At 66.1% G+C, this 14,099-nt stretch carries 15 protein-coding genes; 3 read left to right on the top strand and 12 right to left on the bottom strand.

Annotated features, from left to right (window positions below; genetic code table 11):
* Position 1: 1 nt before the first annotated feature.
* The 7 genes from JNJ68_RS03480 to JNJ68_RS03510 form a co-directional block, all read right to left on the bottom strand.
* Positions 2–211: a hypothetical protein gene (locus tag JNJ68_RS03480; RefSeq protein ID WP_294979012.1), complete on the bottom strand. Its 210-nt coding sequence runs from the start codon at positions 209–211 to the stop codon at positions 2–4.
* 139 nt (positions 212–350) lie between these two features.
* The gene (locus JNJ68_RS03485; RefSeq protein WP_294979013.1) at positions 351–1,028 is read right to left on the bottom strand and encodes a YjbF family lipoprotein; all 678 of its coding nucleotides are present in this window, start codon (positions 1,026–1,028) and stop codon (positions 351–353) included.
* Positions 1,029–1,036: 8 nt separating this feature from the next.
* On the bottom strand, positions 1,037–3,139 hold the full coding sequence (locus JNJ68_RS03490; protein ID WP_294979015.1) for a YjbH domain-containing protein: 2,103 nt from the start codon (positions 3,137–3,139) through the stop codon (positions 1,037–1,039).
* Between the two features lie 122 nt (positions 3,140–3,261).
* Positions 3,262–3,705, bottom strand: coding sequence for a MarR family transcriptional regulator (locus tag JNJ68_RS03495; protein ID WP_294979018.1), 444 nt, complete (start codon positions 3,703–3,705; stop codon positions 3,262–3,264).
* Positions 3,702–4,532: a carbon-nitrogen hydrolase family protein gene (locus JNJ68_RS03500; RefSeq protein ID WP_294979516.1), complete on the bottom strand. Its 831-nt coding sequence runs from the start codon at positions 4,530–4,532 to the stop codon at positions 3,702–3,704. Before JNJ68_RS03500 ends, JNJ68_RS03495 begins: the two co-directional genes overlap by 4 nt.
* Positions 4,532–4,789 carry a glutaredoxin 3 gene (gene grxC / locus JNJ68_RS03505; RefSeq protein ID WP_294979021.1) on the bottom strand — a complete coding sequence of 86 codons (258 nt, stop codon included), beginning with the start codon at positions 4,787–4,789 and terminating at the stop codon, positions 4,532–4,534. The genes JNJ68_RS03500 and grxC overlap by 1 nt, the downstream gene beginning before the upstream one ends.
* Positions 4,790–4,822: 33 nt before the next feature.
* Entirely contained in the window at positions 4,823–5,545 is a 723-nt protein-coding gene (locus JNJ68_RS03510; protein ID WP_294979023.1) for a ComF family protein, read from the bottom strand.
* A 35-nt stretch (positions 5,546–5,580) separates the two neighbouring features.
* On the opposite strand from JNJ68_RS03510, the gene JNJ68_RS03515 reads away from it, so the two are divergent.
* Positions 5,581–6,405 carry a methyltransferase domain-containing protein gene (locus JNJ68_RS03515; protein ID WP_294979519.1) on the top strand — a complete coding sequence of 275 codons (825 nt, stop codon included), beginning with the start codon at positions 5,581–5,583 and terminating at the stop codon, positions 6,403–6,405.
* 52 nt (positions 6,406–6,457) lie between these two features.
* The gene (gene hemH, locus JNJ68_RS03520) at positions 6,458–7,531 is read left to right on the top strand and encodes a ferrochelatase (protein WP_294979025.1); all 1,074 of its coding nucleotides are present in this window, start codon (positions 6,458–6,460) and stop codon (positions 7,529–7,531) included.
* Between the two features lie 144 nt (positions 7,532–7,675).
* On the opposite strand, the gene JNJ68_RS03525 is transcribed toward hemH, so the two are convergent.
* Together JNJ68_RS03525 and JNJ68_RS03530 are read right to left on the bottom strand one after the other, a co-directional pair.
* The gene (locus tag JNJ68_RS03525) at positions 7,676–8,752 is read right to left on the bottom strand and encodes an alanine racemase (RefSeq protein WP_363165313.1); all 1,077 of its coding nucleotides are present in this window, start codon (positions 8,750–8,752) and stop codon (positions 7,676–7,678) included.
* Between the two features lie 201 nt (positions 8,753–8,953).
* Positions 8,954–9,544 carry a L,D-transpeptidase gene (locus JNJ68_RS03530; RefSeq protein WP_294979028.1) on the bottom strand — a complete coding sequence of 197 codons (591 nt, stop codon included), beginning with the start codon at positions 9,542–9,544 and terminating at the stop codon, positions 8,954–8,956.
* A gap of 231 nt (positions 9,545–9,775) precedes the next feature.
* Here JNJ68_RS03530 and JNJ68_RS03535 point away from each other — a divergent pair, with 231 nt between their 5' ends.
* Positions 9,776–10,282 (top strand): CAP domain-containing protein, encoded by a 507-nt coding sequence (locus JNJ68_RS03535; protein WP_294979031.1) that lies wholly within the window; start codon positions 9,776–9,778, stop codon positions 10,280–10,282.
* A 61-nt stretch (positions 10,283–10,343) separates the two neighbouring features.
* On the opposite strand, the gene JNJ68_RS03540 is transcribed toward JNJ68_RS03535, so the two are convergent.
* From JNJ68_RS03540 to JNJ68_RS03550, 3 genes are all read right to left on the bottom strand, one after another.
* Positions 10,344–10,835 carry a L,D-transpeptidase family protein gene (locus JNJ68_RS03540; protein WP_294979033.1) on the bottom strand — a complete coding sequence of 164 codons (492 nt, stop codon included), beginning with the start codon at positions 10,833–10,835 and terminating at the stop codon, positions 10,344–10,346.
* A gap of 98 nt (positions 10,836–10,933) precedes the next feature.
* Entirely contained in the window at positions 10,934–12,157 is a 1,224-nt protein-coding gene (locus JNJ68_RS03545) for a TRAM domain-containing protein (RefSeq protein WP_294979036.1), read from the bottom strand.
* Positions 12,154–14,007: an ABC transporter ATP-binding protein gene (locus tag JNJ68_RS03550; protein ID WP_294979039.1), complete on the bottom strand. Its 1,854-nt coding sequence runs from the start codon at positions 14,005–14,007 to the stop codon at positions 12,154–12,156. Before JNJ68_RS03550 ends, JNJ68_RS03545 begins: the two co-directional genes overlap by 4 nt.
* Positions 14,008–14,099: the final 92 nt, after the last annotated feature.

The following is a 14,099-nucleotide window of genomic DNA, read 5'->3' on the forward strand; positions in this document are numbered from 1 at the left end:
ATCAGGGGTCCGGCGGCGGATCGTCGTCCGACCCGCACATCACGATACACAGGATCAGCGGCACCGCGATCCAGGGCAGGACCCCGGCGCTGGAGGCGGGCTTCTCCTCGACCACGGGGTCGGTATCCTCGACCACGACGACCGGCCCCCCGGCCAGGGCCGAAGATGCGACAAGGGCAGCGGACAGTGCCAGAGCGGTCAAAGCCTTCATGCTGGTGCCCTCCTGCGGAGATCCGACCCCATGGTAGGAAGCGCCCTGCCGGGACGTATCCATTCTTCTGGACCTGACAGGATTATAGCCGAAACTGCGCGCAAAATGCACCAGATTCGTCCCCGGCCGGGCCGGACGGTCAATCGATCACGCGCTGGAACTCGATATAGCCGATGGCGCCGCTGACCCACTGCCGCGACTGCCGAATCGACGTGCCTTCGATCCAGTAATCATTGGTCAGCTTGCCGAGAGGGCGTTCGCAGGTCTCGCTGACATGGGTCGCGTGATGCGTGCGGCCAAGGACCTCGATGCTTTCCTTGCCGATGATGGCGCTCGTGCAGTCATAGGTCCGCCGTGTGCCCTGGTCGTCGTCGCCGAGGAAATAGTAGATGCGCTGGTAGCTTGTTCCGGCCCGCATCAGCTGGCCGACCGAAGGCGCCTCTGCCGACATCAGGTCGGCCCCAAGCCCCCGCGTCTGGATCAGCACGCCGCTGCGCTGCGAGAAGGTCGCCCCGTCCGGGGTTTTCCAGGTCAGGACATCGCCCTTGGCATCCAGCACGGTCAGGAAGCCCGTCTGCCCCAGCGTCGTCGAGGACACGCGCAGGATCGGCTTGCCCGCCTTTTCCAGGGCTGCGCGCCGCTCCTCGACCGAGACCGACTTGCCACCGGACTTGCCCCCGGCCTTGCGGGCCTTGACCTTGGCGACGCTGTCCTTCGCCATGGCGCCGATGGCCGAGACCATCGGGTTCGGACCGGATTTCTCGCTGCCGCAGGCCGCCAGAACGGCAAGCAGGGCCAGCCCGGCCACAGGCTTCATCGCGGATCTCACCGCCAGACCCTGCCCCAATCGGGGTCGAGGCCGTCGGTGTGATACTCGCGCAAGGATTCGTAGAGCCGGTCATCGACATCGACGCGCGCCCCGCCATCGCCGCTCTTCGGCCGCAGAGTCATGCCGAAGCCGCGACGGGTGTCGGTGCCGAGCGCCCAGTTGAACGGAATGGTGAACCGGATTCCCTTGTCAAAACCGCCCTCGCCGAACTCAGTCGCGCTGACGTCGGTCACGGTGGCAAAGGCGCCGACCCGCCAGCCGTTCGCGAACACCCGGTCCAGCGAGACCGTCGCACCGACATCGCCCGCCAGATAGCGGCCCACGTCCAGCTGGCCCAGATAGCCGTTGCCGAAATCGTAATAGGCCGAGACATAGCCGGTGACCACGTCGTAGTCGTATTCGTCAAAGCCCAGGCCGCCATCGGTGTCGCGCTGCTTGGTGTAGTTCAGTTCCACCCCCAGGGCGAGCTGGCTGTTCACCGGCTTCCACAGCACCTCGCCCGAGACCCCGGCGTGCATCCGCTCCAGATAGCCGAAGGTGACGCGGGAATAGATGTTCTCGGCGGGATGGGCGTACCACGCCAGGGTCAGCTTTTCCAGCGCCGGGTCGCCGAACTCGTTGTAGCGACCGCTATCTGTCCGCACATGCGGCAAGGTCGAGGTAGAGGTCGACGCGCTGTCGCGGTTGCTGGCGATCGGCTTGTAGATCGAGCCCGACAGGACCAGCCCTGGCGCAAAGTCATAGCTGCCGGACAGCCGCAGCCCGATATCGCCCTTTGCCGGTTCCGCCAGCCGGACCGCGGGCTTCAGGCTCCAGCGGAACTTGGGATACAGGTCCTCATCGCCCAGCGAAAAGGCCGGGGCGGCGCCCGCATCGGTGACGGTGATCCGCTCACGCAGAAGCGTGGCGTTGTCAGCGCTGTATTCCAGCGCTTCCAGGTCGCTGCGCCGGATGGTGACCTTCGAGGCTCCGATCCCGTTGACCACCGGCACGATCTCGAACACCTCGACCGAGGCGGGCATGACGTGGCTCAGCGCCCGGGCGGTCCGGCCGATGGCCTGCGATCCGGCGTCGATCCGGCCGTTGCGGATGCGGACCTGCACCGTGGTCGCGGTATAGGCCAGGTTCTCGATCGAGATGCCGTCTGCGGCCAGCCGCTTGGCAAGGTTCTCGCGCAGGATCGGACCGGCGTCAGCCTGCGTGACCCAGCCTCCGTCATAGGCCTCCGGGTCGGCAGCGCGGGCGGGCCGCGCCTTGACCGGAACCGGCGCGGCGCCGACGACCCCGCCGGTGGCCCGGCTTTTCGGGTCCAGGATGATGTGGAAGGCAAGCCCCACCTCGGAGCCGTAAAGCGAATAGACGCCAAGGCGGACTGCCGGCCCGCGCTGGTATTCGATGCCGAAGTTGAACGGGCTGTCGCGCTCGATCATCCCGCGTTCGCCGTCTTCCAGCAGGTAGGCGTCTGACGAATATTCGCCCTTGAGCGTCCAGTTGTCGTTGATCCGGTATTCCACACCGGCGAAGGGCGCGGCCTCGCCCCGGAACCACTGGTCGGCATTCGGGGTGCCGGTCGGATCGACAGGCGGGCGGCTGCCGAAGGGCGCGCCGATCCCCTGGTAGCTGCCAAGCCTGCCCCAACCCAGGCCCGCCGTCACCTTCAGCCGGTCACCGAAGGTCTTGGTCGCGGCGATATATTCCGAGGCGAACATGCCCCGGCTGGTCAGGTCGATCAGGCCGATGGTCACGGCGGGGGCAATCCGGCCCTCTTTCAGAATCTGATAGCGCAGGTCGATGCTGCGGTCGGTCTCCTTCGCGTCACCCGGAATGACGCTGTCCCAGTCGCGCCAGGTCTGGAAGCGGAACGAGGCCGACAACCGCTCGCTGGCCTGGAAGCTGAGCGTCGTGCGGGTGATCGGGCCGATATTGCCGATGCTGAACGAGAAGGTCGCGTCTTCCTGCGCATCGCCCGAGGGCATGTCGATCAGGCCGGTCGCGCCGTTCAGGTTCAGCGTTCCCGTCATCTCGGCCAGGGCGGGCGAGCTGCACAGCGCCGTGCCAAGGACAAGCGACGAAAGGACGTGGAAAGGCGAAAGCTGCATGGCGACCGGAACCCTGGAGATACCCTGACTCTATGCGAAGATATCGCGGGCAGGGCAAGGCCTATTGGCGATGGGCGGTTGGTTCCGGGGCGGCTATGGCATTTCGGACATGACCGGAAGGATCAGCCATCCTCCAGCCTGATCCGCAACTCGCGCAGGACGGGAAGCAGCGCCCGCACCCTCTCGGCGCCGATGGCCTGCACCACTTCTGCGATCAGCGGCACCACGCCCGCCAGCGCAGCCTCGCGTGCCGCCCGGCCCGAGGGGCTGATCGCCACGAACTTCTGCCGCGCATCCTCCCAGTCCGGGCGGATATGCACATGGCCCGCCCATTCGAGCTTGGCCAGCGTATTGGTCATCGCGCCCCGCGTCACGTGGAACGACTTCGCCAGCTGCGCCGGGGTGCGCTCGTCCCCTACCCGCGCCAGATGGTTCAGCACGCTGAAATGCGACAGCTCCATCCCCTTCGGCAGCACTCTGGAAATCCGGTTCCGCGCCAGCTGGTCGGCCATGAACAGCTCGCCAAAGAGCGCCACCGCGATGTCGTCGGCCTTCTCGGTGCTCATGGCCCGTCGAAGCCCCGGTCATGGGTCAGCGAGGGCACCCTGCCCCGCGCCTTGTCCACTTCGGCAAGGTAGAGCTCGACCAACGTGACCCCCGGCTCGACCCCCGCATCCGCCAGCACCTCTCCCCAGGGTGCTATGGCCAGCGAATGCCCATGCGTCCTGCGGCCCTTGCCGTTCGTTTCCGGGTGGAATCCGGTCTGCGCCGGGGCCAGCACGAAGCACCCGGTCTCGATCGCCCGGGCCCGCAGCAGGGTCTCCCAATGCGCCGCCCCGGTGATGTGGTTGAAGGCGGCAGGAACCGTGATCACCTGTGCGCCCCCTTGCGCCAGCCGCCGGTACAGCGCCGGGAACCGCACATCGTAGCAGACCGTCATCCCGATCCCGGCAAATGGCGTTTCCGCCACCACCGCCTTCGTGCCGGGCCGGTAGCCTTCGCTCTCCCGGTAGACCTCGGTTGCCGAGACGTTGACGTCGAACATATGAATCTTGTCATAGCGCGCCGCCACGCGTCCATCCGGCGCGATCAGGAAGCTGCGGTTGGCGAAGCGCCCGTCGGCGTCGTGGGTCAGAAGGCCCAGCGAACCGATCAGCAGCCAGATGCCCGCCGCCTTCGCCTCGGCCCGTAGCGCGGCGAGTGTCGGGTCGTCCTCCTCATGGTGGAAAACCGTCCGTTGATGCGCCCGGCTGGAGGAAAGCCCGTTCGTCAACTCCGGCGTCAGCACGAAGCCCGCGCCCCGCCCCACCGCCTGCCGGATGTAGCCGACCGTCACCGGCAGGTTCGTCGCCGGATCGTCCGTCACCGTCAACTGGACCAGCGCCGCCCGCATCATTCGGCCAGCAGCGGGTCAAGCTTGCCCGCGTGGTCCAGCGCGTGCAGGTCGTCCGACCCGCCGACATGGGTGGTTCCGATGAAGATTTGCGGCACGGTTCGCCGTCCGTTCGCCCGCTGCACCATCGCCGCGCGCAAGGATGGGTCGGCGCTGACGTCGATCTCATGGTAGGCGACGCCCTTGCGGTCCAGAAGCCGCTTGGCCATGGCGCAATAGCCGCAGAAGGGGGTGGTGTAGATTTCGACCGGACGCATCGGGCACCTCTTTCGTGCCCGGACTATAGTGCGTCAGCCGTCTTTCGCAACGCGGGCCAGGGCCAGCACCGAAACCGACCGCGCCCCTGCCGCCAACAGCGCCTCGGTCGCGGCGGCGAAAGTCGCACCTGAAGTCATCACGTCGTCGACCAGCAGGATGTCCCGCCCCTCGACCCGCTTCTCACGCGCTTTCGGCACGGCGAAGGCGCCCACCAGATTGGCGAAGCGGGCGTCGCGGGTCTTGCCGTCCTGGCTGCCGGTCGAGTGTTTGCGGATAAGGGCGTCCGGACAATGGTCCAGCCCTGCGGATTTGGCGATGGCGCGGGACAGAAGCGCCGCCTGGTTGAACCGCCGCCGGAACAGCCGCATCCAGTGCAAGGGCACCGGCACCGCCAGTATCCCCGGTCGCAGGATCGGCTGGACCGCCTTCAGCATCCAGATCGAGGCGGGGCGGGCCAGGTCCATCCGGTCGCCATGTTTCAGCGCCAGCACCAGCCGTCGCCCGTTGTCACGATACATCAGCGCGGCCCGGCCCCGCTCCCAGGGCCGGGCGATGGTCATGCAATCGTCGCAGAGCACCCGTTCCGCGCTGTCCTGCCCCGGCAGCGGCATCCCGCATTGGTCGCAGACAAGGCCCGAGATGAAGGGCGTCTCACGCCAGCAGTCGGCACAGAGGCCGAAATCGGATTGGACCGGAGCCGCGCAGGAGATGCACTGCGGCGGATACAGGATGTGCAGCGCGCCTTGCATTCCCATCCCGCCCTCCTAATCTCCGCTCGATGACCCAGCCGATGACCCTGACCGACTGCGCCGCGCTGATCCGCCACCGCGCCCGCGCCCGCTGCCTGCCCGGCCATGACGAGGCGCTGTTCCTGCACCGCCTCGCCCTGACCGACCTTCAGGAGAGACTCGGAGAGGTTAACAGAAGGTTTACGGCGCCCGCCGTGGTGACGGGTTTTCCCGAAGTTTTCGGGGAGTTATCCCCGGCGAAGGTGGTCCCCGACGACGATCTGATCGCGCTGGAATCAAACGCACACGACCTTGTCGTGCACGCTATGTCCCTCCACTGGGCCAGCGACCCAATCGGCCAACTGGTCCAATGCAGACGCGCCTTGCGACCGGACGGACTTTGCCTTGTTGTCTTGCCCGGCGGTCGCAGCCTGCAGGAACTCCGCACTTCCCTCGCCGAGGCTGAGGCAACCGTCACCGGCGGCCTGTCACCCCGCGTCCTGCCGATGGGCGAAATCCGCGACCTCGGCGCCCTGATGCAGCGGGCGGGGTTTGCCCTGCCGGTCGCCGACAGTCTGGTGCAGACCGTCGAATACCGCAGCTTCCCCGCCCTGCTCGCCGACCTCCGCGCGGCGGGCGAGACCAACGCGCTTGCCGGACGCCTCCGCCACTTCACCCGGCGCGCGGTTTTGGCCGAGGCCGCGCGTATATACGCCGGTAGTTACAGCACCTCTGAAGGCCGACTGAAAGCAACGGTGGAGCTGGTGTTCCTGACGGGCTGGGCTCCGCATGAAAGCCAGCAGCGGCCCCTGCGGCCGGGCTCGGCGCGGGCGCGGCTGGCCGATGCCCTGGGCGTGCCGGAGAAGCCCCTGCCCAAAGACGGTTGACCCCGCCTGCCCAACCCTTATGTCCCGTGCTGTACCAACGGGAAGAACCGCCATGCAGGGACCGCAAACTTCCGGCCAGGGCCGCTTGGCCCACGCCCCCGCCGATCATCCGCCGGTCCGCGCGTCGCGCGTGGGTGTGCTGCTGGCCAACCTCGGCACGCCGGACGGCCACGACTACTGGTCGATGCGGCGGTATCTGAGCGAGTTCCTGTCGGACAAGCGTGTCGTGGACTATCCCGCCTGGAAATGGCAGCCGCTGTTGCAGCTGGTGATCCTGTCGAAGCGGCCCTTCACCTCGGGGGCGAATTACAAGCTGATCTGGAATGAAGAGCTGAACGAAAGCCCGCTTCTGACCATCACCAAGGCCCAGACGGCGGCGATCGCGGCGGCGCTGGCGGAACGGCATGGGGCGGAGGTGATGGTCGACTTCTGCATGCGCTACGGCAACCCTTCGACCGGGGCGAAGGTGAAGGCGATGGTCGCGGCGGGGTGCGAGAAGATCCTGTTCTTCCCACTCTACCCTCACTACGCCGGGGCGACCTCGGCCACCGCGAACGACCAGTTCTTCCGTGCCCTGATGCAGGAAAAGCGGCAACCGGCGGTGCGCACCGTGGCGGAATATTTCGACCACCCGCTCCACATCGACGCCCTCGCGCAGTCGGTCGAGGCTGCCTATGCGAAGCTGGACCACCGGCCCGACGTGCTGGTCGCCTCCTACCACGGGATGCCGAAACGCTACCTGATGGAGGGCGACCCCTATCATTGCCAGTGCCAGAAAACCTCACGCCTCTTGCGGGAGAGGCTGGGGTGGGAGGCGGGGTCGATCGACACCAGCTTCCAGTCGGTCTTCGGGCGCGAGGAGTGGCTGCGGCCCTATACGGTGCAGCATGTCGCGGCGCTGGCGAAGGCCGGAAAGAAGCGGATCGCGGTGATGGCCCCGGCTTTCTCGGCCGACTGCATCGAGACGCTGGAGGAGATCAACGGGGAAATCCGCGAGGCCTTCCTGCATGCGGGGGGGGAGGTCTTCACCTACATCCCCTGCCTGAACGACCAGCCCGCCCATATCGCGGCGCTGGTGGCGGTGATCGAGGAGAATCTGGGGGGATGGGTGCAGACCGGCAAATAGTGTCCACGGTGGACAATTTCGATTTTCTAAATTTCTACAACAACTTAAGCGTGGGCGTTTACCGATCCTTAACCTGCTGTGCTGGCCGCGCAGGTGTTTGTGGACAGCCATGATCCACGGACCTGGCGCTGCGCCGAGCCGAAGTCACCATCCCCTGAATCGGGACCAGGTCCGCAGTGATCCGCCGTCTTCGGGAAGCACATTATAGTGGTCGAACTGGGCGGCCGTCGCGCAGGCATGATTGGGGAGAATCCTCAGCAGCGTACCCACCGGAAGATCGGGCAACGATCCTGACGCGCCAGGACGAAGACTGACCACGCCATGCTCCTGATTGCATCCGGACACGATCAGGTCGGGGTATGGTTGCCCATCGCTGTCGCAGACGACCCCGTACCCCTGGTCGATGCGCTGGGCCGATGTGCCGCGGTCACGCGACATTGCCATCCATCCGGCATCTATCAGGATCCAGCCCTTGTCGGGCTGATGCCCGATGACGCTGGTCAGAACCGAAAGCGCGATGTCATCGAGGGAGCAGACCTCGATCCCGGCCATCACCAGATCGAAGAACATGTAGACGCCAGCCCGGAGTTCGGTGACGCCGGAAAGGTCACGGGCGGCATGGGCCGTCGGTGTGGAGCCGACACTGACGATCGGGCAGGGCAATCCGGCGGCGCGCAAGGCCTCGGCGGCCTGGACACAGGCTGCACGCTCGCGTTCGGCAAAGGCGGCATGGGCCTCGGCACCGCTTACCGTGTAGCTTTCGCCCGCATGGGTCATCACCCCGACCAGAACGTTGGCCCGATGAAGGATTTGCCCGATTTCGATCAGCACGGCAGCATCGGGAGAAACGCCGCCGCGATGACCGTCACTGTCGATTTCGATCAGGGCCGGAATGCCTGTTTCGGCAACAGCCTGCGCTTGGACGGCACTGTCCAGGATAACCTTCAGATCGCATCCTGCCGCCCGCAATGCCGCAACCCGCGCCAGCTTTCCGGGAGCGATCCCGACGGCATACAGGATGTCGGAGTAACCGGCTGCATGGAACATTTCGGCTTCGGCAAGGGTCGAGACGGTGATCGGCGCCGGCCCGCCGCCAAGGACGCGGCTTGCGACATCCGTCGACTTTGCCGTCTTGAGATGCGGACGAAGCGTGACGTTCAAGGCCTGTGCCCGCTCTGCGAGTCGCCGGACGTTTCGCATCATCCTTGCTTCATCCAGCACCAGCGCGGGCGTGTCCAGGCGGGCGAGGGCAAGGGTGCTTGGCATGGCCAACCTTTCACAAGTCGTCCCGACTCGCACGAAAGCGCGCGATTCCAAGCCAGTATGGACTTGAAGCCGGGCCATGCAAGATTTCGGAAGAAGAATGAAAAAGACCGCAGCGCCGTCCGGCCAGCGGTCCCTTTGCAGCACTTAGGGAGAGGGTCAGATCAACCGCACCTGGGTTCCGACCTTGGCGTATCCGTACAGTTCAAGGATATGTTCGTTGTAAAGCCCGATGCAGCCGCTTGAGGAGCGACGGCCGATCTTGCGGGTGTCATGGGTCCCGTGAATCCGGTAGGCGGGCCAGCCGAGATAGAGCGCACGGACGCCAAGCGGATTGTCCGGCGCCCCACCCTCCACGACGGCCGGCCATTCCGGGTGGCGCGCCAGCATGGAAGCCGTCGGACGCCAGGTCGGGTTCTCGACCTTCTGGATGACCGAGGTGACGCCGAGGCGGGTCAGCTCTTCGGTCAGGGGGACCGAAGTGGGGTACAGCCGGTAGATCGACTGGTCTTCCGACCAGTAGTGCAGCGCGCGCGATGTGGTGTCGGCCAGGATCGCGCCGTTGCGGGTGTTGTCGAAATAATCCTGCCACTGCAACATGCGGAAGCTGGAGATGTTGTTGCGCACCGAAGTGGCGGGTTCGGTGAATTCGGTGCTGCCGTCCTGGGCAAAGGCCGGAAGCGCGGCCATACCGGCGACGCCCACTGCTGCACCCAGAACCGCGCGGCGGTTGACCCTGTCGTTCGACATGGCGAAAACTCCTCAAAGATCGTCTTTGCGCGGCCTATAGCGGTTTTCACGGTCAGCCGCAAATCAAACACCTGTCAGCGTCCGCCGACCGGCAAATCCATGTCGAAACCCGCCGGCGGCAAACAGCTGTCAGCTTCCGCCGATGGGCAGAAGCCTGTTTGAACCCGCCGCAAGCTTCCGCTAAGAGATGGCCGAATGGCTGCTTCGGGCGGCTTCGAACTGGTGGACCGAATGGATAGACGCATCTTCCTGGCGCAGGGCATGTTCCTGGCTCTCGCAGCTTGTGGGACAACGAGCGAGCCGCAGGTCGGCGCCGATGGCAAACCCCTGCCCCGGGTCTACAAGATCAAGGACGCACGCGAGGTGTCCTTCCGCTTCCTTGATTCGATGAACACCCTGCGCGCCGCCAAATCGCTGCCGCCGGTGGCCTTCGATGCGGCGCTGAACGCCGCTGCCGAGACGCATTCCCGCGACATGTCGGTGCAGAACCGGCCCTGGCATTTCGGCTCGGACGGGTCTTCGCCGCTGGTGCGGGTGCAGCGCAGCGGGTTCACCGGGCGGCTTCTGGGCGAGAACATCTCGGAGACCTACGAGACCGAGCTGGAGACGCTGTCGTCCTGGATGGCGCAGCCCGACACCAGGGTGGTGATCATGGATCCGGCGGCGACGCGGCTGGGCTTTGCCTGGTTCCAGGAGCCGGGCGGCAAGATCTGGTGGACGATGCTGACCGGGGCCTGATGGGGCCTGCCGCGGACGAATCAAAGGGGCCTGCGGGCCCCTTTCTCGTTCCGGGCCATGCTCAGGGCAGGATGAAGATCGGGGTGCCGGGCTTCACCATGGAATAGACGATCTCGATTTCCTTGTCGGTCAGCGCGACGCAGCCAAAGGTCCAGTCGCGTTTCGAGACGCGTGTATTCGGGCCGCCGTGGATGAAGATGTCGCCGCCGGGCGATTTGCCCTCGGCCTCGGCGAAGGCGATGTCGGCCTCGTTCGGATAGGAGATGCGAAGCGAGAGGTGGTAGTTGGAATCCGGGTTCTTGTGGCTGATGAAATACTGGCCTTCGGGCGTCTTGCCGTCGCCCTCGAATTGCTTGTGTCCGACGGGGGCAAAGCCGAGGCCGATGTCATAGGCCTTCAGCACCTTGTCGTTGTGGAAGAGATACATCTTGCGGTCGGCCTTGTGGACCTGGACCTGGGTCACTTCGGGGCCGTAGTAGCGCTTGAACTTCGAGCCGCAGCCCGAAAGCCCGATCACCGCGACGAGGATCGCCAACCAGCCGAAGAACCGCATTCCCATGTCCGCCTGTAGTCTGCCTGTTTTTTCCTATGGATACAGGAAAGGGGCAGGTTTGCCTAGACGGTGGGCCGGGCGGGATCTTCACGGAAATGTCAGCGGGAGAGACGGGCGACCAGTTCGACATGGGTGGACCAGCGAAACTGGTCGACGACCTGCACCCAGTCGAGCCGGTAGCCTGCGGCGGTAAGGGTACGGGCATCGCGGGCGAAGGTGACCGGGTTGCAGGAGACGGCGGCGATGACCGGGATCTTCGATTGCGCCAGGCGGTCGGTCTGCGCCTCGGCCCCGGCGCGGGGCGGGTCGATGACGGCTCCGGTAAAGGTGAGCAGTTCGTCAGGTTCCAGCGGGCGGCGGAAAAGGTCTCGCGTCTCGGTGGAGATGCGGTGGAGGTTCGGAGTGGTGCGGGCGGCGAGGTCGAGGGCTTTGGTCATCGCGGCATCGCCTTCGACGGCGTGGACCTCCATCGTTTCGGCGAGGGGGAGGGTGAAGGTGCCGGTGCCGGAGAAGAGGTCGACAACGCGCTTCTGCGGGCCGAGGGCTTGTTTGACCGCTGTCAGAAGGGCGGCTTCGCCCTCGGCGGTGGCTTGCAGGAAGGCTCCGGCCGGGGGGATGACGGTGGCCGTGCCCATCGTCAACGCGGGGCGGTCGCGGAGGGCGACGGTTTCGCCGTCCCAGGTCAGTCGCGAGAAGCCGTGGGTTTCGACCAGGCGGGCGAGGTCGAGGCGGAGAGCGGCGTCGAGGGGTTTGCCTCCCGTCACCACAACATCCGGGCCTCCGCGGGTGAGGGTGATCAACAGGGAGAGTTCGGTCGTGCGCGATCCGCCTAGTTGCACCAGCGCTTGAAGGCCAGGAATGGCGGCGAGGATGCCGGGGTGGAGGAGCTGGCAGTCGGGGATTTCGGCGATGGTGTCGGAGGCGCGGGCGTGGAAGCCGATCAGGACGCCGGACTTGGTGCGACGGGCCGACAGGGTGGCACGGCGGCGGGACCGGGCGGGGGAGGTGACGAGAGGCAGGAAGTCAGCGGCAAGGCCCTGCCCGGCCAGCGCGGTTTCGACGACCTGTTGCTTCCATTGCGCCACGAAGGCACCGGAAGCGTGTTGCAGCTGGCAGCCACCACAGGCGCGGGCGTGGCGACACGGGGGTTTCACCCGGCTTGCCGACGGGGTGACGATCTTGGGGTCGAGAAGGATGTCACCGTCGAGTGTGCCTTCGACAACCTCTCCCGGCAAAGTGCCGGGCACATAGATCGGGCCCGAGTCCGGCATGCGGGCGATGCCATGGCCCAGATGGCCAAGCCGGTCGATGGTGACGATCACTCTGCCGCTTCCGCTTCGTCTTCGGTGCCGATGAAGCCACCGGACTGCCGGTTCCAGTAACGGGCGTAGAGGCCGCCCAGCGCCAGAAGGTCGGCATGGCTGCCCTGTTCCACGATGCGGCCCCGGTCCATGACGATGATCCGGTCCATCGCGGCGATGGTCGACAGGCGGTGGGCGATGGCCAGCACGGTCTTGCCCTGCATCACGCGGCCAAGGGCCTCCTGGATCGAAGCCTCGACCTCGGAGTCCAGCGCCGAGGTCGCCTCGTCCAGCACCAGGATCGGCGCGTCCTTCAGGAAGGCGCGGGCGAGCGCGATGCGCTGGCGCTGGCCACCCGACAGCTTGACCCCGCGTTCGCCGAGGAAGGCGTCGTAACCCCTGCGGCCCTGATGGTCGAGCATATGGGCGATGAACTCATCCGCCTCGGCGGCGCGGGCGGCGGCGATGATCTCTTCCTCCGAAGCCTCGGGTCTGCCGTAGGCGATATTATCGCGCGCGCTGCGATTGAACATCGCGGTTTCCTGCGTGACCATGCCGATCTGCCGACGCAAGCTTTCCTGCGTCACTTGGCGCAGATCATGCCCGTCCACGGTGATCCGGCCCTCTTCCGGATCGTAGAGCCGGAGGAGCAGCGAGACGAGCGAGGATTTCCCCGCGCCGCTTGCCCCGACGATGGCCAGTTTCTCGCCAGCATGGATGATCAGGTCGATGCCCTGCACCCCGCCACGCTGGCGGCCATAGGCAAAGGTCACATCGTCGTAGCGGATTTCGCCCTTCACCCGTGGCAGCGCAACGGCATCGGGGGCGTCGGTCAGGGTATGCGGCGCGGAGAGGGTGCGCATCCCGTCCTCCACCTCGCCGACCGAGGTGTAGATCGACATGAGCGTGAAGCTGACCCAGCCCGACATCTGCGCGATCCGAAGCGCGATGGCGCCCGAGGCGGCGATATCCCCGGCGGTGGCGGCGCCCTGCTGCCAGAGGAGGACCGTGCCGCCGATCAGCAGCACCGGCAGCACGCCCGCCAGCAGCATCAGTGCAAAGCGGAACCAGGTTGAGATGACGCCGAATTCCAGGCTGCGGTCGCGGAAGACCTCCATCGCGTCCAGCGCCACGCGGTCCTCGAAGGCGGCATGGGCGAAAAGCTTCACCGTCTTGATGTTGGTGATCGTGTCGACGACCTGACCGGAGACCATGGCGCGCGACGACGCCCGGGCGGCGGAATTCTTGCGGATCACCGGCAGGAAGAAGCGGATCAGGAAGACATAGGCGACCAGCCAGACCAGAAGCGCAATCGCCGCCTTGGCATCGACCGCCAGCAGGAAGGCGACGGAGCCGATCACCGAGGCGAGCGCGAAGCAGACGGTGTTGATCACCTCGGTCGCGACATCGGTGACAGCGCGGGCGGCCTGCATCTGCTTTTGCGCGATGCGACCGGCGAAGTCGTTGTCGAAGAAGGTGACGGCCTGCCCCAGCGTCCAGCGATGCAGGCGCGACAGGACCAGCGGCATCACGTTCGGGCCGATGATGATGCTGTTCGAGGCGGAGGAGACGGCAAAGGCCAGCGGGCGTAGGATCAGGTAGAAACCGAGAAACCAGAGGATCAGGTTCCAGTGCTGGCCGAAGAAATCGGTCGGGCCCGAGCTGACGGCGGCGTCGATCACCCAGCCGAGGATCAGGGCGGAGACGACCTCGGTCACGCCTGCCACTGACGACAGGATGCCCGCGACGACGAGCATCGGCCAGGACCCGGCCAGCGACCAGCGCATGAAGCGCCCCAGCCGTTGTGGCGGGGGGCCGTCGGCGGGGCGGAAGGCGTCGATGAGGGAGCCGAGGCTTTGAAGGGCGCTCATGAGGGAGAGGTAGGCCTGTGGGCGGGGGGAAGCAAGGGTGAAGCAGTCAGCAGCGCGTGAGGCGGGGGTCTAAAATTTTTCGCGAAAAATTT

This window comes from Tabrizicola sp., assembly GCF_016793705.1.
GTDB lineage: Bacteria > Pseudomonadota > Alphaproteobacteria > Rhodobacterales > Rhodobacteraceae > Tabrizicola.

What these genes read in the sequence shown, in the direction of transcription:
- JNJ68_RS03480 (WP_294979012.1), bottom strand. Translation starts at nt 211, where the DNA reads ATGAAGGCTTTGACCGCTCTGGCACTGTCCGCTGCCCTTGTCGCATCT.
- JNJ68_RS03485 (WP_294979013.1), bottom strand. Translation starts at nt 1,028, where the DNA reads ATGAAGCCTGTGGCCGGGCTGGCCCTGCTTGCCGTTCTGGCGGCCTGC.
- JNJ68_RS03490 (WP_294979015.1), bottom strand. Translation starts at nt 3,139, where the DNA reads ATGCAGCTTTCGCCTTTCCACGTCCTTTCGTCGCTTGTCCTTGGCACG.
- JNJ68_RS03495 (WP_294979018.1), bottom strand. Translation starts at nt 3,705, where the DNA reads ATGAGCACCGAGAAGGCCGACGACATCGCGGTGGCGCTCTTTGGCGAG.
- JNJ68_RS03500 (WP_294979516.1), bottom strand. Translation starts at nt 4,532, where the DNA reads ATGCGGGCGGCGCTGGTCCAGTTGACGGTGACGGACGATCCGGCGACG.
- grxC (WP_294979021.1), bottom strand. Translation starts at nt 4,789, where the DNA reads ATGCGTCCGGTCGAAATCTACACCACCCCCTTCTGCGGCTATTGCGCC.
- JNJ68_RS03510 (WP_294979023.1), bottom strand. Translation starts at nt 5,545, where the DNA reads ATGGGAATGCAAGGCGCGCTGCACATCCTGTATCCGCCGCAGTGCATC.
- JNJ68_RS03515 (WP_294979519.1), top strand. Translation starts at nt 5,581, where the DNA reads ATGACCCTGACCGACTGCGCCGCGCTGATCCGCCACCGCGCCCGCGCC.
- hemH (WP_294979025.1), top strand. Translation starts at nt 6,458, where the DNA reads ATGCAGGGACCGCAAACTTCCGGCCAGGGCCGCTTGGCCCACGCCCCC.
- JNJ68_RS03530 (WP_294979028.1), bottom strand. Translation starts at nt 9,544, where the DNA reads ATGTCGAACGACAGGGTCAACCGCCGCGCGGTTCTGGGTGCAGCAGTG.
- JNJ68_RS03535 (WP_294979031.1), top strand. Translation starts at nt 9,776, where the DNA reads ATGGATAGACGCATCTTCCTGGCGCAGGGCATGTTCCTGGCTCTCGCA.
- JNJ68_RS03540 (WP_294979033.1), bottom strand. Translation starts at nt 10,835, where the DNA reads ATGCGGTTCTTCGGCTGGTTGGCGATCCTCGTCGCGGTGATCGGGCTT.
- JNJ68_RS03550 (WP_294979039.1), bottom strand. Translation starts at nt 14,007, where the DNA reads ATGAGCGCCCTTCAAAGCCTCGGCTCCCTCATCGACGCCTTCCGCCCC.